Annotated in this window: 22 protein-coding genes; 14 read left to right on the forward strand and 8 right to left on the reverse strand. The window is 69.6% G+C overall.

Features of this window, described 5'->3' with window-relative positions:
* Window positions 1-7: 7 nt before the first annotated feature.
* The 3 genes from BO996_RS13030 to BO996_RS13040 are packed head-to-tail and all read left to right on the forward strand — an operon-like array spanning window position 8 to window position 2,601.
* The gene (locus BO996_RS13030) at window positions 8-991 is read left to right on the forward strand and encodes a FecCD family ABC transporter permease (RefSeq protein ID WP_071957092.1); all 984 of its coding nucleotides are present in this window, start codon (window positions 8-10) and stop codon (window positions 989-991) included.
* Window positions 988-1,785 (forward strand): ABC transporter ATP-binding protein, encoded by a 798-nt coding sequence (locus tag BO996_RS13035; protein WP_071954960.1) that lies wholly within the window; start codon window positions 988-990, stop codon window positions 1,783-1,785. Before BO996_RS13030 ends, BO996_RS13035 begins: the two co-directional genes overlap by 4 nt.
* 18 nt (window positions 1,786-1,803) lie before the next feature.
* On the forward strand, window positions 1,804-2,601 hold the full coding sequence (locus BO996_RS13040) for an aminoglycoside phosphotransferase family protein (protein WP_083571150.1): 798 nt from the start codon (window positions 1,804-1,806) through the stop codon (window positions 2,599-2,601).
* On the opposite strand, the gene BO996_RS13045 is transcribed toward BO996_RS13040, so the two are convergent.
* Entirely contained in the window at window positions 2,598-3,476 is an 879-nt protein-coding gene (locus BO996_RS13045; RefSeq protein ID WP_034391831.1) for a MurR/RpiR family transcriptional regulator, read from the reverse strand. The two genes, BO996_RS13040 and BO996_RS13045, sit on opposite strands and share 4 nt — an antisense overlap.
* 160 nt (window positions 3,477-3,636) lie before the next feature.
* Here BO996_RS13045 and BO996_RS13050 point away from each other — a divergent pair, with 160 nt between their 5' ends.
* From BO996_RS13050 to BO996_RS13095, 10 genes are all read left to right on the forward strand, one after another.
* Complete coding sequence (locus tag BO996_RS13050; protein WP_071954961.1) at window positions 3,637-4,980, forward strand: aspartate aminotransferase family protein; 1,344 nt, start codon at window positions 3,637-3,639, stop codon at window positions 4,978-4,980.
* Between the two features lie 71 nt (window positions 4,981-5,051).
* Window positions 5,052-5,969, forward strand: coding sequence for an amino acid ABC transporter substrate-binding protein (locus BO996_RS13055; protein WP_071954962.1), 918 nt, complete (start codon window positions 5,052-5,054; stop codon window positions 5,967-5,969).
* Window positions 5,970-5,986: 17 nt separating this feature from the next.
* Entirely contained in the window at window positions 5,987-6,643 is a 657-nt protein-coding gene (locus tag BO996_RS13060; RefSeq protein WP_034391838.1) for an aspartate/glutamate racemase family protein, read from the forward strand.
* A gap of 63 nt (window positions 6,644-6,706) precedes the next feature.
* Window positions 6,707-7,276: a cob(I)yrinic acid a,c-diamide adenosyltransferase gene (gene cobO / locus BO996_RS13065; protein WP_013803210.1), complete on the forward strand. Its 570-nt coding sequence runs from the start codon at window positions 6,707-6,709 to the stop codon at window positions 7,274-7,276.
* Window positions 7,277-7,315: 39 nt separating this feature from the next.
* Entirely contained in the window at window positions 7,316-8,023 is a 708-nt protein-coding gene (bluB, locus tag BO996_RS13070; RefSeq protein ID WP_071954963.1) for a 5,6-dimethylbenzimidazole synthase, read from the forward strand.
* The gene (gene cbiB / locus BO996_RS13075; protein WP_071954964.1) at window positions 8,020-9,114 is read left to right on the forward strand and encodes an adenosylcobinamide-phosphate synthase CbiB; all 1,095 of its coding nucleotides are present in this window, start codon (window positions 8,020-8,022) and stop codon (window positions 9,112-9,114) included. The genes bluB and cbiB overlap by 4 nt, the downstream gene beginning before the upstream one ends.
* A complete protein-coding gene (locus BO996_RS13080) occupies window positions 9,111-10,154 on the forward strand; it encodes an aminotransferase class I/II-fold pyridoxal phosphate-dependent enzyme (protein WP_071954965.1) in 1,044 nt (347 codons plus the stop codon). The genes cbiB and BO996_RS13080 overlap by 4 nt, the downstream gene beginning before the upstream one ends.
* The gene (locus tag BO996_RS13085; RefSeq protein WP_071954966.1) at window positions 10,141-11,646 is read left to right on the forward strand and encodes a cobyric acid synthase; all 1,506 of its coding nucleotides are present in this window, start codon (window positions 10,141-10,143) and stop codon (window positions 11,644-11,646) included. The genes BO996_RS13080 and BO996_RS13085 overlap by 14 nt, the downstream gene beginning before the upstream one ends.
* Window positions 11,647-11,789: 143 nt before the next feature.
* Window positions 11,790-12,221, forward strand: a complete 432-nt coding sequence (locus tag BO996_RS13090; protein WP_013803206.1) for a hypothetical protein — start codon at window positions 11,790-11,792, stop codon at window positions 12,219-12,221.
* Window positions 12,222-12,506: 285 nt separating this feature from the next.
* Window positions 12,507-12,878, forward strand: a complete 372-nt coding sequence (locus BO996_RS13095) for an oxidoreductase (protein WP_071954967.1) — start codon at window positions 12,507-12,509, stop codon at window positions 12,876-12,878.
* A gap of 85 nt (window positions 12,879-12,963) precedes the next feature.
* On the opposite strand, the gene otnI is transcribed toward BO996_RS13095, so the two are convergent.
* The 7 genes from otnI to BO996_RS13130 form a co-directional block, all read right to left on the reverse strand.
* Window positions 12,964-13,761 carry a 2-oxo-tetronate isomerase gene (gene otnI / locus BO996_RS13100; protein WP_071954968.1) on the reverse strand — a complete coding sequence of 266 codons (798 nt, stop codon included), beginning with the start codon at window positions 13,759-13,761 and terminating at the stop codon, window positions 12,964-12,966.
* 35 nt (window positions 13,762-13,796) lie between these two features.
* A complete protein-coding gene (gene otnK / locus BO996_RS13105; RefSeq protein WP_071954969.1) occupies window positions 13,797-15,080 on the reverse strand; it encodes a 3-oxo-tetronate kinase in 1,284 nt (427 codons plus the stop codon).
* Window positions 15,077-16,009 (reverse strand): L-threonate dehydrogenase, encoded by a 933-nt coding sequence (gene ltnD, locus BO996_RS13110; RefSeq protein ID WP_071954970.1) that lies wholly within the window; start codon window positions 16,007-16,009, stop codon window positions 15,077-15,079. The genes otnK and ltnD overlap by 4 nt, the downstream gene beginning before the upstream one ends.
* Complete coding sequence (gene denD, locus BO996_RS13115) at window positions 16,006-16,986, reverse strand: D-erythronate dehydrogenase (RefSeq protein WP_071954971.1); 981 nt, start codon at window positions 16,984-16,986, stop codon at window positions 16,006-16,008. The genes ltnD and denD overlap by 4 nt, the downstream gene beginning before the upstream one ends.
* Before the next feature lie 43 nt (window positions 16,987-17,029).
* The gene (locus tag BO996_RS13120) at window positions 17,030-18,361 is read right to left on the reverse strand and encodes an MFS transporter (RefSeq protein ID WP_043819407.1); all 1,332 of its coding nucleotides are present in this window, start codon (window positions 18,359-18,361) and stop codon (window positions 17,030-17,032) included.
* A 102-nt stretch (window positions 18,362-18,463) separates the two neighbouring features.
* Window positions 18,464-19,102 carry a 3-oxo-tetronate 4-phosphate decarboxylase gene (gene otnC / locus BO996_RS13125; protein WP_071954972.1) on the reverse strand — a complete coding sequence of 213 codons (639 nt, stop codon included), beginning with the start codon at window positions 19,100-19,102 and terminating at the stop codon, window positions 18,464-18,466.
* Window positions 19,103-19,247: 145 nt separating this feature from the next.
* Window positions 19,248-20,015, reverse strand: coding sequence for a FadR/GntR family transcriptional regulator (locus BO996_RS13130; RefSeq protein WP_013803197.1), 768 nt, complete (start codon window positions 20,013-20,015; stop codon window positions 19,248-19,250).
* Window positions 20,016-20,134: 119 nt separating this feature from the next.
* Between BO996_RS13130 and cobT the strand changes: the two genes are divergently transcribed.
* Window positions 20,135-21,379, forward strand: coding sequence for a nicotinate-nucleotide--dimethylbenzimidazole phosphoribosyltransferase (cobT, locus tag BO996_RS13135; RefSeq protein WP_083571151.1), 1,245 nt, complete (start codon window positions 20,135-20,137; stop codon window positions 21,377-21,379).
* Window position 21,380 lies beyond the last annotated feature (1 nt).

A 21,380-nucleotide genomic window follows, 5' to 3' on the forward strand; every position in this document is an offset into this window, starting at 1 on the left:
GCCCTGGATGGCACTGGCCCTGCTGGTCGTGAGTGCCCTGCTCATGCTGCTGGGCGCGGGTGTGGGCAGCACGGGCTGGGAGAGCGTGTGGGCGGCGCGCAGCGATCCGCTGTCCTGGCAGATCGTCACCGAGATCCGGCTGCCCCGCACGGCGGGCGCATGGCTGGCGGGCGGCCTGCTGGGGCTGGCCGGGGCCATCGCCCAGGGCGTGTTCCGCAATCCGCTGGCCGATCCCTATCTGCTGGGCAGTGCCTCGGGCGCCTCGCTGGGCGTTGCATTGAGCATGGCGGCGCTGGGCGCCTCGCCCTTCGCACTGGCGGGCCTGGCGCGCCTGGGTGTCACGGGTGCGGCCTTTGCGGGCGCGGCCCTGGCCGTGCTGCTGACCCTGGTGCTGGCCCAGGGCGTGCACAACACCATGCGCCTGCTGCTGGCCGGCGTGGTGGTGGGGGTGGTTCTGGGCGCGGCCGCGTCCCTGGTGCTGCTGATGAACCCGGACATCATGCAGGCCATGCAGGCCTTCATGCTGGGCAGCACCTCCTTCATCGGCTGGGGCGCCTGCGCGCTGATGCTGGCCGTGCTGCTGGCCACCACCCTGGGCGCCTGGTGCCTGGGCCGCGTGCTCGACGGCATGTCCCTGGGCGAGGCCACGGCCCACAGCCTGGGCCTGCCGCTGGCGCCGCTGCGCATGGTGCTTATCTTGCTGCTGGCCCTGGCCACGGGCACGGCCGTGGCGCAGACCGGGCTGATCGCCTTCGTCGGCCTGGCCGCGCCGCATTTGGTGCGCTCCATGGTGCGGTCCATGCACCGCTGGCTGCTGGTGCTCAGCGCGGGCATGGGCGCCGTGCTGCTGCTGGCCGCCGACCTGCTGGCGCGCTGGCTCATCGCCCCGCAGGAGCTGCCCGTGGGCGCGCTCACGGCCTTGCTGGGCGGCAGCTACCTGCTGTGGCTCATGCACCGCCGCCACGCCCTGCGCGGCGGGGAGGGCGCATGACGGCCCCCGCCCTGCAAGCGCGCGCGCTGAAGGTTCGCCTGGGCGATCGACAGGTCCTGGGCGGCCTGAGCCTGGCCCTGCCCGCCGGCCGCTGGACCGCCATCGTCGGCCCCAACGGCGCCGGGAAATCCACGCTGCTGCGCGCCCTGGCAGGCATGGAGTCCGGCGCTGGCGTGCAAGGGGAGGTGGAGCTCCTGGGCCGCCCGCTGCGGCAATGGAGTGCGCGCGAACGGGCCTGCTCGCTCGCCTGGCTGGGCCAGAACCAGCCCGTGGCCGGCGACATGCGGGTCCATGACGTGGTCATGCTGGGCCGCCTGCCGCACCAGGGCTGGCTGGCTGCCCCCAGCCAGGCAGACCATGCCGCCGTGGAGCAGGCCCTGCGCGAGACCCAGGGCTGGGACTGGCGCATGCGCAGCGTGGGCAGTCTCTCGGGCGGGGAGCGCCAGCGCGTGCTGCTGGCGCGTGCCCTGGCCGTGCAGGCCCGCGTGCTGCTGATGGACGAACCCCTGGCCAACCTCGACCCGCCGCACCAGGCCGACTGGCTCGAATGCGTGCAGGCCCTGGTCGCCCAGGGCCGCACCGTGGTCAGTGTGCTGCACGAGATATCGATGGCCTTGCAGGCCCAGGACCTGGTCATTCTCGACAAGGGGCAAGTGGTGCGCCAGGGGGCCTGCGCCGACGCGGCCACGCATGCGGCGCTGGAGGCCGTGTTCGAGCACCGGCTGCGCATCCGCGCCATCGACGGGCAGTGGCTGGCCCTGCCACGGCTGCGGGGGCAAGCTGCGGCTGCCTGATCCGCCCGCCAGAAAAAAATGTCTCTCCATGCGCCGTATCTGAGCCGCTGGGCTCTGACCATCGATGGCCAGCCCCTGTCCACGCCGCGCGGCGTGTTGCTGCCCGTGCGCCAGGGCGGCACGCCCGCCATGCTCAAGATTGCGCTGGAGCCCGAAGAGATGGCCGGCGCCCGCCTGATGGCCTGGTGGAATGGCGACGGCGCTGCACCTGTGCTGGCCCAGGAAGGGCCGGCCCTGCTGATGCTGCGCGCCACAGGACCCGAATCGCTGGTGGAGATGGCCCGTGGCGCGCGCGATGAGGAGGCCACGCGCATCCTGTGCACCGCTGCCAAGCGCCTGCACCTGCCGCGCGCCAAGGCGTTGCCACCCCTGGTGCCGCTGACGCAGTGGTTCCATGCATTGCTTGCACAAGGCCATGGAACCGCCAGCCTGCTCGGCCTGTGCGCCACCACGGCGCGCGAGCTGCTGGCCGCACCGCGCGACGTGACCGTGCTGCATGGTGACCTTCACCACGGCAATGTGCTGGACTTCGGCCCCCTGGGCTGGCTGGCCATCGACCCCAAGGGCCTGCACGGTGAGCGCGGCTTCGACTACGCCAACATCCTGAGCAATCCCGACCGCGCCAGCGCGCTGGCGCCGGGGCGCTTTGTGCGCCGCATGGCCACCATTGCCGAAGTCTCGGGCATGGAGCAAAGGCGGCTGCTGCAATGGGTGCTGGCCTGGTCGGGACTGTCTGCCGTCTGGAGCATGGAAGACGGTGACGATCCTGGCGCTGCGATGGCTGTGGCGCAAATGGCGGCTTCGGCCTTGGGCTAGTCGCGACCGGCTTTCCTCGACCGAGGTGCCTCCAGATACGCACCGCTGGCAAACAATTGCTCCTCGGCCTGGTCGATGCGCTGCACCACGCCTTTGCCGGCGCGGCTGGCCAGCAGTTCCACCAGGGCCTCGGACAGCGCCACGGCCGAGGTGATGGAGGGGAAGAACGACGGGCTGTGCAGCGAAAACAGCAGCGTGGCGTCGGCCAGCAGCGCCAGGGGCGAGGCGGGGCTGTCGGTCAGCGCCACGATACGGCAGCCCGCATCCCTGGCGGCCTGGGCCACGGCCAGCGCCTCGCGCGAGTAGGGCGCAAAGGCGACTACCAGCAGGGCGTCGCCGCGCTCCATGGCGCGGCATTGCATCTCCAGCGTGCCGCCCTGGCCGTCCAGCAGGTGCACGCTGGCGCGCAGCAGCCGGTACACATAGACAAATGAAAAGGCCACGGGGTAGCTGGCGCGAAAGCCCGCCACATGCACGCTGCGGGCCTTTTCCAGCAGTGCGCAGGCCTGCTGCAACGCATCGCCCAGGCGCCGCTCGGTGGCCTCCAGATTGCGGCGGTGCACCTCGAAGGTCTCGCCCACCAGGTCATGGTCGCCAGCGCGGCCCACCAAGGCCTTGGCGCGCTGGCCGTAGGCCTCGTCGCTGCCCAGCCCCATGTCCTGCGCGAAGGCCTGCTTGAGCTGCGGCCAGCCGTCAAAACCCAGCCACTGCGCAAACCGCACCAACGTGGCGGGCGGGCTGCCGGCGCGCGTGCCCACGCTGCGCATGGAGGCCGTGACCACATCGTTGGGATGCTCCAGCACGAAGCGGGCCACCTGTTGCAGGGCCGGGCTCAGCTCGGCAAATCGCTGGCGGATGTCGTCTTGAACGGACATGGGTTTTCAGGAGGAAGGAGAGGAAAAGGGCGGTGTTGGCTGCGCCGACTGTAGCCCAGGCGCGGGCCGGCTTGGAACGGCTGTGGTTGAAATCTCTGTTGACGGAACAAATGTTCCGTCAAATAATGCGATGAAACATTTGTTCCTTGAAAGAACTGCCATGAGCCATGTGTTCCATCGTCACCTGCACCACACGCCCCCCGTTGCCGTCGCCGCCAGCGGCCTGGAGATACGCGACGCGCAGGGGCGCAGCTATATCGATGCCTCGGGCGGCGCGGCCGTGTCCTCGCTGGGCCATGGTCATCCCGACGTGATCGCCGCCATGCATGACCAGATCGACCGGCTGGCCTATGCCCACACCAGCTTCTTCACCACTGCGGTGGCCGAGGAACTGGGGCAGGAACTGGTGCGCGGGGCGCCCGAAGGCACCAGCCACGCCTACCTGGTCAGCGGCGGCTCCGAGGCCGTGGAGGCCGCGCTCAAGATGGCGCGCCAGTACTTCGTGGAGATCGGCCAGCCCGAGCGCACGCACTTCATCGCGCGCCGCCAGAGCTACCACGGCAACACGCTGGGTGCGCTGGCCGTGGGCGGCAATGCCTGGCGGCGCGCGCCGTTCGCGCCCATCCTGGTGCCGGCCACCCATGTCTCGCCCTGCAATGCCTACCGCGACCAGCGCGACGATGAAACCCCAGAGCAATACGGCCAGCGCCTGGCCGACGAACTGGATGCGGCCATCGGCGTCCACGGCCCGCGCAGCGTGATCGCCTTCGTGGCCGAGACGGTGGGCGGCGCCACGGCCGGCGTGCTCACGCCCGTGCCCGGCTACTTCAAGGCCGTGCGCGAGGTGTGCGACCGCCACGGCGTGCTGCTCATCCTGGACGAGGTGATGTGCGGCATGGGCCGCACGGGCACCCTGCATGCCTGCGAGCAGGAAGGCGTGGTGCCCGACCTGATCACCGTGGCCAAGGGCCTGGGCGGCGGCTATCAGCCCGTGGGTGCGGTGCTGGCGCAGGGGCGCATCGTCGATGCCATGTCGCGCGGCAGCGGCTTCTTCCAGCACGGCCATACCTACCTGGGCCACCCGGTGGCCTGCGCGGCGGCGCTGGCCGTGCAGCGCGTGATACGGCGCGACGGCCTGCTGGACAAGGTGCGTACCGATGGCGAAGCCTTCGGGCAGATGCTGGTGCACGCCCTGGGCAGCCACCGCCGCGCGGGCGAGCACGTTGGCGACATTCGCGGGCGCGGCTTCTTCTGGGGCGTGGAGCTGGTGGCCAACCGCGCCAGCAAGGCGCCCTTCGATGCGGGCCTGAAGCTGAATGCCCGCATCAAGACCGAAGCCATGCAGCGCGGCCTGCTGTGCTACCCCGGCGGCGGCACGGCCGATGGCCGTGCGGGCGACCACGTGCTGCTGGCGCCGCCCTTCATCGCCACGCGGGAACAGCTGCAGACCATCGCCACGCGCCTGGCCGAGTCCATCGAGGCCGCACTCGCCCAGGTTCTCTGATCCGTTCCTGCGCTTGCGCGCATTTCCACGCTTTCCCACGCTTTCCCCAACCCCGCCACAGGAGTGTCCCCATGACCCCATCCCGCCCGACCCTGAAGCGCACGGCCCTGGCCGTGACCAGCGCCCTGATCGCCGCGCTGCTGCCGCTGGCCGCCAGCCATGCCCAGGACAGCGGCACGCTCGCCAAGATCCAGCAGGCCGGGGCCATCACGCTGGGCTACCGCGAGTCCTCGTTCGGCTTTTCCTACCTGGATGGCGATCTCAAGCCCGTGGGCTACAGCATGGACATCTGCCGGCGCATCGTGGACGAGGTCAAGGCCCAGCTCAAGCTGCCCGCACTGCAGGTGCGCTATCAGGCCGTGACCTCTGCCAACCGCATCCCGCTGGTGGCCAACGGCACGGTGGACCTGGAGTGCGGCTCCACCACCAACCTGGTGGAGCGGCAAAAGCAGGTGGCCTTCTCGCCGGATATCTTCCGCTACAACGTGCGCATGCTGGTGCGCGCGGACTCGGGGCTGCGCTCCGTCGCCGACCTGCAGGGCAAGACCGTGGCGACGACGGCGGGCACCACGTCCTTTCGCCTGCTGCGCGAGGCGGACCGGGGCCGCAACCTCGACATCACCAACCTTTCGGGCAAGGACCATTCGGACTCCTTCATGCTGGTGGAGAGCGGCCGTGCCCAGGCCTTCGTGCTGGATGACATCCTGCTCGCCGGGCAGATCACCAATGCCAAGAACCCGCAGGACTACCTGATCACCGGCGAAAGCCTGCGCACCGAAAACCAGGCGCTGATGCTGCGCAAGGACGATGCCGGCTTCAAGGCCATCGTGGATCGCGTGGTGACGGGCATGATGCAGTCCGGCGAGATGGAAAAGCTCTACAACCGCTGGTTCATGTCGCCCATCCCGCCCAGGAACATCAACATCAACTACCCGCTCAACGCCGAGACGCGCGAGGCCTTCGCCCATCCCTCGTCCAAGGGCATCTGAACTTATTGCACGCATCCATGACCCGCATCGCCCTCATCCACGCCCTCAGCCACTCCGTCGCTCCCATCAACGAAGCCTTTGCGCGCGACTGGCCCGAGGCGGTTCGCATGAACCTGCTGGACGACAGCCTCTCGGCCGACCTGGCGCGCAACGGGCGCGGGCTGGACGCCGCCATGCACGAGCGTTTCCAGCGCCTTGCGCAGTACGCCGTGGACACGGGCGCGCAGGGGATCTTGTTCACCTGCTCGGCCTTTGGCCCGTGCATCGAGGCCGTGGCCGCGCGCCATGCGCCGCTGCCCGTGCTCAAGCCCAACGAGGCCATGATCGAAGAGGCCGTGCAGGGCCAGCAGGGGGCCTTGGGTTTGATCTCCAGCTTTGCGCCCACGCTGCAGTCCATGCCGCCGGAGTTTCCGGCCGGCATCGAACTCGTGCCCGCCCTGGCCGATGGCGCCATGGACGCGCTCAACCGGGGCGACACTGCCACGCATGACCGCCTGGTGGTCGAGCAGGCCAGGGCCCTGGCCGCGCGTGGCTGCACGCGCATTGCGCTGGCCCAGTTCAGCATGGCGCGTGCCCGCGCCGCCTGCGAGGCCGCCACGGGCCTGCCCGTGCTCACCACGGTGGACAGCGCCGTGCGTGCCCTGCAGCGCCGGCTGGGCGCCCGCCTCGGTTAAAGTGGCGCTCCGCTGCGGCGCATGCCCGCCGCAGCGCGTGCAACTTTTGAGGATGACAGACCCATGCAGATCGAACAGGCCCCGACGGAAAAGCCCTATGAAAAGCCCGAAGGCGAACGCCGTGGCCTGGTGCTGGTGAACACCGGCGACGGCAAGGGCAAGAGCACGGCGGCCTTCGGCCTGGCCCTGCGCGCGCATGGCCGGGGCAAGTCCGTCAAGATCTTCCAGTTCATGAAGGTGCCCACGGCGCGCTTTGGCGAGCACCGCATGTTCGAGCAGCTGGGAATGCCCATCGAGGGACTGGGCGACGGCTTCAGCTGGAAGAGCCAGGACCATGAGCGGTCGGCCCAGATCGCGCGCGAAGGCTGGGAGCGTGCGCGCACCGCCATCCTCTCGGGTGATCACTTCCTGGTCGTGCTCGACGAAATCACCTATCCGCTGATCTATGGCTGGCTGCCGCTGGAGCCTGTGCTGCAGGCCCTGGCCGACCGCCCGCGCCATGTGCACGTCATGCTCACGGGCCGCCGCTGCCCCGAGGAAATCATTGCCGTGGCCGATACCGTCACGCGCATGGAACTGGTCAAGCACGCCTTCCAGGCCGGCATTCCCGCCCAGCGTGGTATTGAGGACTGATGCCGCCCGCAGGCCCGGCCTGCGGCGGACAATGGCGGCATGAGCAGCGAAACGCAATCCCGGGCGCCAGAGACCATTCCCGCCCAACCCTTTGCCGAGGCCGAGCGGGCAGCCGTCTACCGCGCCATCCATGAGCGGCGCGACATGCGCCACTTCTGCGGCGGCGAAGTCGCGCCCGAGGTGCTGCTGCGCCTGCTGCGCGCCGCCCACCACGCGCCCAGCGTCGGCTTCATGCAGCCCTGGCGCTTCATCCGCGTGCGCGATGCGCAATTGCGCCAGGAGATCCATGCCGTGATCGAGCAGGAACGCCTGCAGACCGCGCGTGCCCTGGGCGAGCGCGAGGAAGACTTCATGCAGCTCAAGGTCCAGGGCGTGCTGGATGCGGCCGAAGTACTGGTCGTGGCCATGCCGCCAGGGCGCGAGGCCCATGTCTTCGGCCGGCGCACCCTGCCCGAGATGGACGTGGCCTCGGCCGCCTGCGCCATCCAGAATCTGTGGTTGGCCGCGCGCGCCGAGGGGCTGGGGCTGGGCTGGGTCTCGCTGTTCGATCCCGAGGTGCTGGCCGCGCTGCTGCAAATGCCCGTGGGCAGCCGGCCGCTGGCCGTGCTGTGCCTGGGCCCCGTGTCGGCCTACTATGCCGAGCCCATGCTGCAGCAGCAAAAGTGGGCCAGCCGCGCACCGCTGCAGGACATGCTCTACGACGACTTCTGGGGCCAGCGCGCCGCCGCCCCACCACCGCAGGCATGAGCGACAGTCCTTCCTGGCAACTGCTGGGCGCCGCGCTCAGCCCGCTGTGGTGGTGCTGGCAGGCGCTGTCGCAGCCGCAGGCCCAGGTCCAAGCCGAACCCTGGGCGCGCCACGCCCTTGCCGCCGCGCTGGCCGTTCCCGTGGCCCTGCTGGTCGACCGGCTCTGGGGCGAGCCGCCCGTGTGGATGCACCCCGTGGTCGCCATGGGCCGGCTGCTGGCTGCGGTTGGGCGAAGAATTGCCCCCCGCGAAGAACATGTGCGCGACTGGCCACGCTTTGCGCTGGGCGCCGTCGCCTGGTGCCTGCTGGCGCTGCTGTTCTTCGCCATCTACGCGTTCATCCAGTGGCTGCTGCCGCCCATGCCCTGGTGGCTGGGCGCCCTGGTGCTGGGCGTGCTGCTCAAGCCGCTTCTGTCCTGGCGCATGCTGCGCGACGAGGTGCTGGCCGTGGAAGCCGCACTGCAGCAATCCCTGCCCGCAGGCCGCGAGCGGCTGACCTGGCTGGTCAGTCGCGACACGGCGCAGCTGGATGCAGGCCAGGTGCGCGAAAGCGCCATCGAAACCCTGGCCGAGAACCTCAGCGACTCCGTGCTGGCGCCGCTGTTCTGGTTTGCCGTGGCCGGCCTGCCGGGCGCGGCCCTCTACCGCTTTGCCAACACGGCCGATGCCATGTGGGGCTACCCGGGCTGGCGCGGGCAGGGCGATGACCGGCGCCACTGGCAATGGGCCGGCAAATGGGCGGCGCGTGCCGATGACCTGCTCAACTGGATACCGGCGCGCCTGACCGCGCTGCTGCTGGTGCTGTCCGGCCTGGCTGCTGGCCGGCGGCCGGGCTGGGGTGCGCTGCACCAGGACGCGCGCATCACCCCGTCGCCCAACGGCGGCTGGCCCATGGGCGCCATGGCAAGGCTGCTGGGCGTGCGCCTGGGCAAGCCCGGCGTCTATGTGCTCAATCCCGAAGGCCGCGTGCCGAAGGCGGCCGAGCTGCAGCAGGCCGTGGCGCATGCGGGCCGCGTGGTCGCCATGCTGGTGGCTGCAGGGGCGGCCCTCGCGCTGGTCCTTGGATGGGTGATGACGGGGCAGACACGATGAAACCAATGACAGTCACCCACGGTGGCACGGATGCGCTGGGCGTGCCCGCGCACGATTTCTCCACCAACCGCAATGCCTGCGGACCTTGCCCGCAAGCGCTGGATGCGCTGTCCCAGGCACACGCGGCCCAGTACCCGGACCCGCACTACACGGCGTTGCGCGCACGGCTGGCGGATTTTCATGGCGTGCCGGCCGAGCGCATTGTCATTGCGGCCAGCGCCAGCGACTTCATCCACCGCATCACCATGCATGCATCGCGCGAAGGCGCGGCCGTCGCCAGCCTGCCGGCCCACCATTACGGCGACTACGCCCACGCGGCGCAGGTCTGGCGCCTGCTCCTGGCCGCGCGCGACGGCATCACCGAGGCCGGCCCCGGCCTGCACTGGGCCTGCGCGCCATCGAGCCCGCTGGGCCGGCCCGACGACGTCTGGCCCCTGTGGAGCGAGCCCGCACCGCCCGGCACCTGGCGCGTGATCGACTGCGCCTATGCCCCCCTCAGACTGGAGCTGGGCATGGAACCCGCCGTGCCCTCCCAGGTGCGCGATGCCTGGCAGATGTGGACCCCCAACAAGGCCCTGGGCATGACCGGCGTGCGCGCGGCCTACGCCATTGCGCCCGAAGCCGTGCCGCACGACGAGATCGATGCCTTGCGTGCCCTGTCACCATCGTGGCCTGTGGGCGCCCATGGCGAGGCCATGCTCACGGCCTGGACCGCACCGGCCACCCGGCAATGGCTGGCGCAAAGCCTGCAACGGCTGCGCGATTGGAAGGCGCAACAGATCGATCTGGTGCAGCGCCTGGGCTGGCAGGTACTGCCCGGCTCGCAGGCCAATTACTTTGTGGCGCGCTGGCCGCAAGCCCAGCAGGGCGACGCCATGCAGACGCGTCTGGCCCAACTGCGCGCGCAGGGCATCAAGCTGCGCGACTGCGACAGCTTCGGCCTGCCCGGCTGCGTGCGCATGGGCGTGCTGGCGCCCGCATCCCAGAACGCCTTGCTGGCCGCCTGGCAGCCAATGGAGAAACACCATGCAATCGAATGAACCCGCCGCCGTGAATCTGCCCCTGCCCACCACCGGCCAGCGCCCCGCGCTGTGCGTAATGGTGCTGGGCACCAGCAGCGGTGCCGGCAAGAGCTGGGTGGCCACCGCGCTGTGCGCCTGGTACCGCGCCCAGGGCTACAAGGTGGCGCCCTTCAAGGCGCAGAACATGAGCAACAACGCGCGGGTGGTCTCCGCGCCGGGCGGTGCCTGGGGCGAGATCGGCACGGCACAGTACCTGCAGGCCCTGGCCGCAGGCTGCGCGCCCGATGTGCGCATGAACCCGCTGCTGCTCAAGCCCGAGGCCGACATGCGCAGCCAGGTCGTGCTGCTGGGCCGGGTCAGCGAGGAACTCTCGGCCTTGCCCTGGCGCGGCCGCAGCGCCCGCGTCTGGCCGCAGATCGCCGAGGCGCTGGACAGCCTGCGCGCCGACAACGATGTGGTCGTCATCGAAGGCGCCGGCTCCCCCGCAGAAATCAACCTGCATGCCAGCGACGTGGTCAACATGCGCGTGGCGCGCCACTGCGGCGCGCATTGCCTGCTGGTGTCCGACATAGACCGGGGCGGCGCCTTCGCCCACCTCTACGGCACCTGGGCCCTGCTGCCGCCGGACGAACAGGCGCTGATCCGCGGCTTCGTGCTCAACAAATTCCGGGGCGATGCCAGCCTGCTGGCGCCCGCCCCGCAGATGCTGCAGGAGCGCACCGGCGTGCCCACCGTGGCCACCATCCCCATGCAGTTCCAGCATGGCCTGCCGGAGGAGGATGGCGTCTTTGACGACCGTGGCTCTGGAGGAGGGGCGGGGCGCGCCGTGCACACCACCATCGCCATCATTGCCTACCCGCGCATCAGCAACCTCGACGAATTCCAGCCCCTGCTGCAGGTGCCGGGCCTGCGCGTGGTCTGGGCGCGCACGCCGGCCCAGCTGGCAGGCGCCGACTGGATCATCCTGCCCGGCTCCAAGGCCACGGCTGCCGATCTGGCCTGGATGCGCGCCCAGGGCCTGGATGCCGCCGTTGCTGCACACGCTGCGGCAGGCCGGCAGGTGCTGGGCATCTGCGGCGGCCTGCAGATGCTGGGCGAGGCGCTGATCGACCTGCATGGCGTGGACGGCAACGCCGCCGGCCTGGGCCTTCTGCCGCTGACGACCCTGTTCGCGCCCGACAAGACCGTGCTGCCCGCCAGCGTGCAATTGCCGCCGCTGCCGGGTGCGCTGGCGCCGCTGTCTGGCGTGCAGGCACAGGTCTATGAAATCCACCACGGCCAGACCAGCGTGCGCCCCGACATGGTGGCCGCTGGCAGTGCCGTGGCCGAGCCCGTGCCCGGTCTGCTGTGGCACAGCCCCGATGGCCGCATCGCCGGCTGCTACTGGCACGGCCTGTTCGAGAACGCCGAGGTGCTGCGCGCCCTGTGGGGCGCCGAGGTGCCCACGCTGGACAGCGTCTTCGCACGCATGGCCGAAGGCGTGCAGCGCTGGTTTGCGCACCAGGCTTGACCCAGGTCAGGGGCCGCCTGCAGGGGGCACGGCAAGCTGTAGGCCATGGCCTGCATGCGCAGCCGCGCTGTACCGATAAATGGGGAGCTGGAAAACACGCATGCTTGGGCCTTGACTTTTTTCACGAGGAATGGAGTGAAGCTATGAAAAACCCATGGATTCGTCCCCTGCAGCTGTGTATTGGCGCCGCCGTGCTTGGCATGGCCGGACTGGCCACTGCCCAGCCCGCCCCTGGCCCCGATGGCATGCCGCCCCCGCCGCCCGCTGCGGAAAAGGCCAAGCCCCATCACCACCACAAGAAGCACGCCGAGCCCAAGGGGCCGGCCAAGCGCGGCTATGACCGCCGCGACCCGGCACAGCACGAGGCTGCAGCCGTCCAGGAGCAATCGCGCCGAGGCGGCGTCCAGTCGGGCGACCACTTCCAGCGCAATGCCGTGGCCCGCTGCGATGTCTTCAAGAACGAAGGCGACCGCCGCTCCTGCGTGGAGCGCGTCAAGGACGGCCAAGTCAGCGGCTCCGTCGAAGGCGGCGGCGTGCTGCGCGAGTACACGGAGCAGGTTCCTGTAAGGCAATAACAGCGCTGGCTGTTGTTCACCTGAGAAAACCCGCCGGGCCACGAAGCCGGCGGGTTTTTTTGTGGGCGAATGCAGGCTCTCGCGTCAGCAGCCTGTGGTGTGGTCCGTGCTGCAGGCAGCCGGTATCGAACCTCGACCGCAGAGACCTGGCCCGCCGCCACGCCCCTGTCCACCGGATTTGATCTGGGTCATACAAACCCATTCCACCTGTCCCGGACCAGCGCGCACCGGCAAGGCATTTCTATGATGGCGCCGTACTTCCCATATGGAAAAAGGATTCATCCCATGCAAGCCTTCCGGATCGTGGTCATTGGTGCGGGGCAGACCGGCACTCCCTTGCTGCAGCAGTTGCTGGACGCGCCCTTCGTGCAGTTGCTTGGGGTGGCCGACCTGGATTTGAACCAGCCCGGCATCGCACTGGCACGCGCGCGCGGCGTGCCGGTCACCACCCGGTTCATGGAGCTGGTGGACGCGGCGGTGGACATCATCATCGACGTGACCGGCTCCCTGCAGGTGCGCGAATCGCTGCGCAGCAAGATGGTGGAGGCCGGCAACACGCACACGCTGATCATGCATGAGGCGATTGCGCTGCTGATGATGTCGCTGTCGGCCGGCCGGCTGGTGGTCGGCAAGCACAGCGATCTGGAATATTCCTGAACGCAGGCGGCGGATACGCAGGACAGCTATCCGCTCCATCCTCCCGTGCCCGGCGGATGACGGGCTGCCGCAGCAGACGCTACAGCTACAGCCACTCCTTCATCCACCCCAGCCCCTCGCTGGTAGCGTGTGCCGCCGCGCCGCGCGCGGGGCGGTATTCGCAGCCTATCCAGCCGTCGTAGCCCAGCTGGTCCAGCAGGCAGAAAAGGTAGGGGTAGTTGACCTCGCCCACGTCGGGTTCGTGGCGTTCGGGCACGCCTGCGATCTGCACATGCCCCACGCGGCCCGTGGGCAGGTACTGGCGGATCTTCATGGCGAGGTCTCCCTCGACGATCTGGCAGTGGTAGAGGTCCATCTGGACCTGGACATTGGGCTCGGCAATGTCGGCCAGCAGCGCATGGGCCTGGTCCTGGCGGCTCAGGAAGAAGCCGGGCATGTCCCGGCCGTTGATGGGCTCCAGCAGGATGGCGATGCCGTGGGGCGCGGCCAGCCGTGCGGCATGGCGCACGTTGGCGATGTAGGTTGCGCGCAGGATGTCATCGCTGGCGCCTGCGAGCTTGAGCCCGGCCATGACGTGGATTCGCGGGCAGCCCAGGGCCTGGGCGTAGGCCACGGCGCGTTCCATGCCCTGGGCGAATTCCGCCTCGCGCCCGGGAATGCAGGCCAGGCCGCGCTCGCCCGCGTTCCAGTCGCCGGGCGGGGCGTTGAACAGCACCTGCTGCAGGCCGTGGTCCTGCAGGCGGCGGGCCAGTTGCTCGGGGGCGAAGTCGTAGGGAAACAGGTATTCGACGGCCTGGAAGCCGTCGCGCGCGGCGGCCTCGAAGCGGTCAAGAAAGTCCAGGTCGTTGTAGAGCATGGACAGGTTGGCGGCGAAACGGGGCATGAAGGCTTTCCTGAAAACGGAGGCTGAGTGTGGCATCAGGCGCTTGCCAGCGCGCCGAAGGCCTTGGTGAAGAAGTCCGTGGTGCCGAAGTTGCCGGACTTGAGCGTGAGGTGCAGCCCCTGCGGCGCCAGGGGCGATGCGGCATGGCACCAGGGCACGCCAGGGTCGATTTGCGGCCCTATGCGCATCTGCTCGATGCCCAGCGCCTGCACGCAGGCGCCCGAGGTTTCGCCACCGGCCACGACGAGCTGGCGCACGCCCATCTCGACCAGCCCCCGGGCGATGGCGGCGATGGTCTGTTCGACCAGTGCGCCGGCCTGCTCCACGCCCAGGCGGCCCTGCACGGCCTTGACGGCCGAGGATTCGGCCGTGGAGTAGATCAGCACCGGGCCGCTGGCGATGTGCTGGCGGGCCCAGGCCAGGGCCTTGCCGGCTTCGTCCTCGCCGGCGGCGATGCGCAGGGGCTCCAGCGCCAGGGCAGGGCGCCCCGAGGCGATGAAGTGCGCCACCTGTGCATTGGTGGCCACCGAGCAACTGCCCGAGACGACCGCCTGCAGGCCGGTGGCGGTTGGCAGGGCAGCGGCCTGGGCCGTGGGCTGGATGCCGAAGTTCGCGGGCAGGCCGATGGCCACGCCCGAGCCCGCCGTGACCAGGGGCATGCCGGCCAGCACCGGCCCCAGGCGCAGCAGGTCGTCGTTGGAGACGGCATCGACCACGGCCATGCCCACGCCCTCGGCCTGGAGTGCGGCGATGCGCGCGCGGATGGCGGCCTCGCCCTGCGCGACGGCCACATGGTCGATCAGCCCCACCTTGCGCCGTGTCTGCGCCTGCAGCACGCGCACCAGGTTGGCATCGGTCATGGGGGTGAGGGGGTGGTTGCGCATGCCGCTGTCGCTGAGCAGCACATCACCCACGAACAGGTGGCCCTTGAAGACGGTGCGCTGGTTGTCGGGGAAGGCCGGCGTGGCGATGGTGAAGCCACAGCCCAGCGCGTCCATCAGCGCATCGGTCACGGGGCCGATGTTGCCCTGCGGCGTGCTGTCGAAGGTGGAGCAGTACTTGAAGTAGATCTGCGGCGCGCGGCCATTGGCGCCCTGGGCCTGCAGCCATTCGAGGGCCTGCAGCGATTGCGCAATGGCATCGGCCGGCGCGATGGTGCGCGACTTGAGCGCGACAACGACGGCGTCCACGCCCTCGTCCACCGGGCCGGCGGGCACGCCAATGCTTTGCACCACGCGCATGCCTGCGCGCACCAGGTTGTTCGCCAGATCGGTGGCGCCCGTGAAGTCGTCGGCTATGCAGCCCAGAAGAAGGGTCATGGGGATTCCGATGGAGCCTGGGGCAGGGTGATGCCCGGGAAGATCTTGATGACGGCGCTGTCGTCCTCGCGGCCATGGCCGGCGGTGGATGCCTGCATGAACATCTGGTGGGCCGTGGAGGCCAGGGGCAGCGGGAATTTGCTGTGGCGCGCGGTGTCCAGCACCAGGCCCAGGTCCTTGACGAAGATGTCCACGGCCGACAGCGGGGTGTAGTCGCCGGCCAGCACGTGGGCCATGCGGTTCTCGAACATCCAGCTGTTGCCGGCGCTGTGGGTGATGACCTCGTAGAGCGCGGCGGCATCGACGCCTTCGCGCAGGCCCAGGGCCATGGCCTCGGCCGCTGCCGCGATGTGCACGCCGGCCAGCAGCTGGTTGATGATCTTGACCTTGCTGCCCGCGCCCGCGCTGTGGCCCAGGCGGTAGACCTTGGCGGCCATGGCATCGAGCACGCCTTCGCAGGCGGCATAGGCCTCGGGGCGGGCGGCCGTCATCATGGTCATCTGGCCCGACGCCGCCTTGGCCGCGCCGCCGGAGATGGGCGCGTCGATGTAGTGCACGCCCTGCGCCTGCAGCCTGGCCTCCAGTGCCACGGACCAGTTGGGGTCCACGGTGGAGCACATGACGAAGACGGAGCCGGGCTGCAGCGCAGGGGCGATGCCGCCTTCGCCGAACAGCACGGCCTCGGTCTGCTGGGCGTTGACCACCACGCTGACGATGATGCGGCAAGCGGCGGCCATGTCGGCCAGCGTGGCGCAGGCCGTGCCGCCTTCGGCGGCGAAGGCGGCTGCGGCCTCGGGGCGGATGTCGTGGACATGCACGTGGTGGCCGGCGCGGCGCAGGCTTTGCGCCATGCCGGCGCCCATGGCGCCCAGGCCGATCACGCCGACGGCGCGTGCTGCGGGCTGTGGTGTGGAGGTGCCGTTGCTCATGGCTTGGCCGGTGTCAGGTCATCGGCGATGTAGGCGCGCACGATGGCCGCAAAGTCCTCGTCGCCGCGCAGGCCCAGCTGGTTGGCGCGCGTGGTATCCCAGCGGCCGGGCCAGCTGCCGACGATGCGCTCGACCTTGTCGTCGGGCTGCCAGCTCACGCGGTTGGCCACTTCGTCGCCAGCCACTTCGCGCAGCGCGCGCACCATGTCGCCTGCGCTGACGGACACGCCGGGCAGGTTGATGGGGCGGCGGTCGGCGACGGCGCTGGCATCGAGTTCGCAGCCTGCGACCAGGGCCTCGACGGCGCGGCGCGGGGACAGCAGCCACAGGCGCGTGGTGGCACCCACGGGGCAGTTGGCCGCCTCGCCGTTGAGGGGCTCGCGGATGATGCCGCTGGCAAACGACGAGGCGGCCGCATTGGGCCGGCCAGGGCGCACGCTGATCGTGGGCAGGCGCAGCACGCGGCCGTCGACAAAGCCGCGCCGCGTGTAGTCGGCCAGCAGCAGCTCGGCAATGGCTTTTTGCGTGCCGTAGGAGGACTGCGGGTTCAGGGCCGTGCCGTCCAGCACGGTGTCGGGCAGGTCGCCCCCGTAGACGGCCACCGAGCTGGTGAAGACCACGCGCGGCATGTGGCCCACGGCGCGGCAGGTCTCCAGCAGGGCGCGTGAGGCATCGAGGTTGATGCGCATGCCCAGGTCGAAGTCGGCCTCGGCCTGGCCGCTGACCACGGCGGCCAGATGGAAGATCACGGCCGTGTCCTGGTCTATGGCGCCGCGCAGCACCTGCGGGTCGGCAATGTCGCCCACCAGGGAGCGCACGCGCGTGTCGTCAATGGCCTGGGCGGCCACCACGTCGAGCAGGTCGATCTGGTGGATGGGCCAGCGGGTGCCGGCCAGCGTCAGCGCGCCCTGTTCGAGCAGTTTGCGGGCCAGGCGCTGGCCCAGGAATCCGGCGCCGCCGGTGATCAGTACTTTCATGTGTCTTGGGGCTTGGAGCTTGAAGGATGGGAAGAAGGGCCGGTCAGCGGTTGACCATCTTTGCGGGGGTGAGCCAGACCGCGATGGCGCCCACCACGAGCACTCCCGCCAGCACGAACATGCCGGCCTGCGTGGACTGGGTCAGGTCCTTGAGGTAGCCGATCATGTAAGGGCTGGCGAAGCCCGCGAGGTTGCCGACCGAGTTGACGATGGCAATGCCCGCCGCCGCCGCCGTGCCCGACAGGAAGGCCGTGGGCAGCGACCAGAACAGCGGCGCGCAGGTCAGCACGCCGGCTGCGGCCAGCGACAGGAAGATCAGGGAAAGAACCGTGTTGTCGGCGAAGAAGGCCGTCATCGCAAAGCCCACGGCGCCCATCAGCGCGGGCACGATCAGGTGCCAGCGGCGCTCGCGGCGCTTGTCGGCGCTGTGGCCCATGAGGTTCATCACCACGATGGCGCACAGGAAGGGGATGGCACTGAGCAGGCCGATGTTCAGCGCGCCCGTGACGCCCGTGGACTTGATCAGCGTGGGCATCCAGAAGGTCAGCCCGTACTGGCCGGCGACAAAGGCGAAGTAGATCAGGCACATCCACCAGACGCGGCGGTCGGCGAAAACGGCCTTGAGCGAATGCTTCTGGGCGCCTGAGTGCTGCTGGTCCAGTTCGATCTCGCGCGCCAGCAGCTGCTTTTCGGAGGCCGTCAGCCACTTGGCGCTGGAGATGCCGTTGTCGAGGTAGAAGATGGTCACCACGCCGATCACCAGGGCGGGAATCGCCTCGATCAGGAACATCCACTGCCAGCCGTGCAGGCCATGGTCGCCGTGGAAGGCCTGCATGATCCAGCCCGACAACGGGTTGCCGAAGATGCCTGCCACGGGGATGGCCGACATGAACAGCGCCACGATCTTGGCGCGCCGGTGGGCCGGGTACCAGTAGGTCAGGTACAGGATCACGCCGGGGTAGAAGCCCGCCTCGGCCAGGCCCAGCAGAAAGCGCAGGATGTAGAAGCCCGTGGGCGTTTCCACATACATGAACATGGCCGACAGAATGCCCCAGGTGATCATGATGCGGGCGATCCAGACGCGCGCGCCCAGCCGGTGCATGAGCAGGTTGCTGGGCACCTCGAAGAGGAAGTAGCCGATGAAGAACACGCCTGCGCCCAGGCCGAACACGGTCTCGCTGAAGCCCAGGTCCTGGGACATCTGCAGCTTGGCAAAGCCCACGTTCACGCGGTCCAGGTAGGCGATCACATAGCACAGCATCAGGAACGGCACGAGGCGCCAGAACACCTTGGCGTAGGCGCGTGCCGTCTCCGGAGAGTCGGCCTGGGCAGGGTGGGCCCCGGCCTGGCCGGATGCGATATCCGTTGTCGTCATTTCAAGTCTCCCTTGGGTTCGCCGCTTGGTGCGCCGCCTGGCGGCTGCGCGGCTGTGGATGGGCTGGGTGGTGGAATGCGGCCGTGGGCGCCGCGGTGCAAATCAGTAGCGCGCCCCGAAGGTGGTGCGCAGCTCGTCGATGGCGGCCGCGTCCAGGGGCTGCGGCCGGGGATGGGTCATGAGCCAGAGCCTTGCGGTCTCCTCCAGCTCTTCCAGCACATGGCTGGCCTGCTCCACCGAGCGTTCCCAGACCACGGGGCCCAGGCGCTCGAACAAGGCGCCGCGCACCTGGCCGGCCAGCGTGGCCACCTCGGCGGCGGCCTGCGGGTCGCCGGGCCGGCGGTAGCGGATCAGCGGGATGCGGCCCACCTTCATGACCTGGTAGGGGGTGATGGGCGGCAGCACCTCGTCTTCGCGCCAGACGCCGGACAGCGTCAGCGCCACCAGATGCGTGGAATGCGTGTGGATGACGGCACGCGCCTCGCCGTCATTGGCGTAGATGCCCCGATGCAGGACCAGGGTCTTGGAGGGCTTGGCGCCGCTGACCCACTGCCCGCCGGCATCGACCTTGGACAGCTCGGCCGGGTCGAGCCGGCCCAGGCAGGCGTCGGTGGGGGTGATCAGCCAGCCGTCATGCAGGCGCGCGCTGATGTTGCCGGCAGCGCCGACGGTGTAGCCGCGCTGGAAGAGGCTGGCGCCGGTGGCGCAGATCTGCTCGCGGATGCGGGATTCGTCGCTCATGGGTGAATGCCCAGGCAAAGGCCAGGTGTGCCGGCTGCAAAAAGAGGTGTGACTGATATTGTCATCAGGTCATCATACAAATTTTGCGCAAAAATCCAAACAAGGTGGAAACCCTTGGCCATGCGCCAAGGGTGGTTTCGGTGGTTCAGGGCTTGGCGGCCAGGATGTCGCGGGCCAGGCGTTCGCCGTCCTGCTCCCAGAAGCTGGCGTCGGCGCGGTGGATGCGGTCTATGGCGTTGCCCATGTGCGTGGCGGCGGCCTTGCGCGCGGCCTTGGGGTCGCCGGCCTCGATGGCCAGCACGATGCTGTGGTGCTCGCGTTCCACGGCCTTGCCGAAGTCCTCGCGCCGCGCCTCGTTGGCGCGCGTGATGCGCATGGCGCCGCGCAGGAACTGCGACAGGTAGTCCAGCGTGCTGATCAGGAACGGGTTGCCCGAAGCCTGGGCAATGGCGCGGTGAAACGCCATGTCCTCCTCCACGCCATCACGGCCCAGCCGCACGGCCTCGGCCAGGGCGCTCTCCGCATCGTGGATGCGCTGCATGTCTTCTTCGCTGCGCCGGCGCGCCGCGAGTTCGGCCACCTCGGCTTCCAGCGCGCGGCGCACCTCGGTGATCTGGATCAGCGCATTCCTGCCAGCCGCCGGCAGGCCTTCGAAGTCCAGTGGCTCTATGCCTGCCGCCTTCACGAACACGCCGCTGCCCTGGCGCGATTCCACCAGGTTGCGCGACTTGAGCTGGGACACCGCCTCGCGCACCACGGTGCGGCTGACCTCGAGCTGCTGCACGAGCTCGGCCTCGGTCGGCAGCTTCTGCCCCGGCTGCAGATTGCCGGCGCGGATGCGCGCCTCCAGCTGCCGGGCAACCTGGTCCGCAAGCTTGAGACCGGGCTGGATGGCCGAGAAGGAAACCGTCATGGAGGTAGTGGGGGGCTGGGGAGACACGTGTGGCAGCGATTGTCTCAGAACGGGCCGGCCTGTACGGCCTGCTGCGGCAATCGACGCCCAGACCGTCCATGGCGGCAGGAAAGAGACCGATGGTTCTGCCGGAGTTGCGCGGCGCGCCATACTTGCGCCTTTGCAATCTGCCCGCCACGCCCGCCCCGGGCCAAGGCCGCTTCGCCATGTCAACGCCCACCCCGCATTCCGCTGCACCCACAGAACACTCGCACGATGGCGCCAATGCTGCCACTACCGCTATAGCCGCTATTCCCGCCATCGCCTCGCTGGCCGATGCCGCCTTCACCCAGCGCGTGCAGCACGCCATAGACCACAAGACCAAGCCGCTGGGCGCACTGGGGCGGCTGGAGCAGCTGGCGCTGCGCATTGCCTGCATCCTGGGTCAGGACAGGCCGGTGCTTCAGCAGCCGCAGATGCTGGTGTTTGCGGCCGACCATGGGCTGGCTGCGCGCGGCGTGTCGGCCTATCCGGTGGATGTGACCTGGCAGATGGTCGAGAACTTCATGGCCGGCGGCGCCGCCGTCAGCGTGCTGGCACGCCAGCATGGGCTGGCGCTGAACGTGGTGGACTGCGGCGTGGCGCGCGACTTTCCCGCGCGCGAGCAGGACCCCGACGACAAGCTTCCCCAGCCCGGCCAGCCGCGCCTGTGGCGCCGCAAGCTGGGCTACGGCACGCGCGACTGCAGCCAGGGCCCGGCCATGACGGACACCGAATGCGCCATGGCCCTGCGCAACGGCGCGGCCCTGGTGCGCCAGTTGCCGGGCAATGCGCTGCTGCTGGGCGAGATGGGCATCGGCAATACCTCCAGCGCATCCTTGCTGCTGGCGCGGCTGTGCGGCGAACCGCTGGCCGAGGTCACGGGCGCTGGCACCGGCCTGGATGCGGCCGGGCTGGCCCGCAAGATCGGGGTGCTGCAGGAGGTGCTGCAGCTGCACGCCCAGGCCACGGAACCGCTGGACGCGCTGGCGGCCATGGGCGGCTTCGAGGTTGCCACCATGGTGGGCGCCGTGCTGCAGGCCGCTGCCGAGCGCCGTGTCATCGTTGTCGATGGCTTCATCACCACGGCCGCCGTGCTGGTGGCCAGCCGCCTGCAGCCGGCCGTGCTGGAGCGCTGCGTTTTCTCGCACCGCTCGGGCGAGCCCGGCCATGTGCGCATGCTGGCCCACCTGGGTGCCGAGCCGCTGCTGGACTGGCAACTGCGCCTGGGCGAAGGCTCGGGCGCGGCCCTGGCCTGGCCGCTGCTGGTGTCGGCCTGTGCCATGCTGGGCGAGATGGCCAGCTTTGCGCAGGCAGGGGTGAGCACGCGTTCGGAGGAGGCATAGC

Source organism: Delftia sp. HK171 (assembly GCF_001886655.1).
Taxonomy (GTDB): Bacteria; Pseudomonadota; Gammaproteobacteria; order Burkholderiales; family Burkholderiaceae_C; genus Comamonas; species Comamonas acidovorans.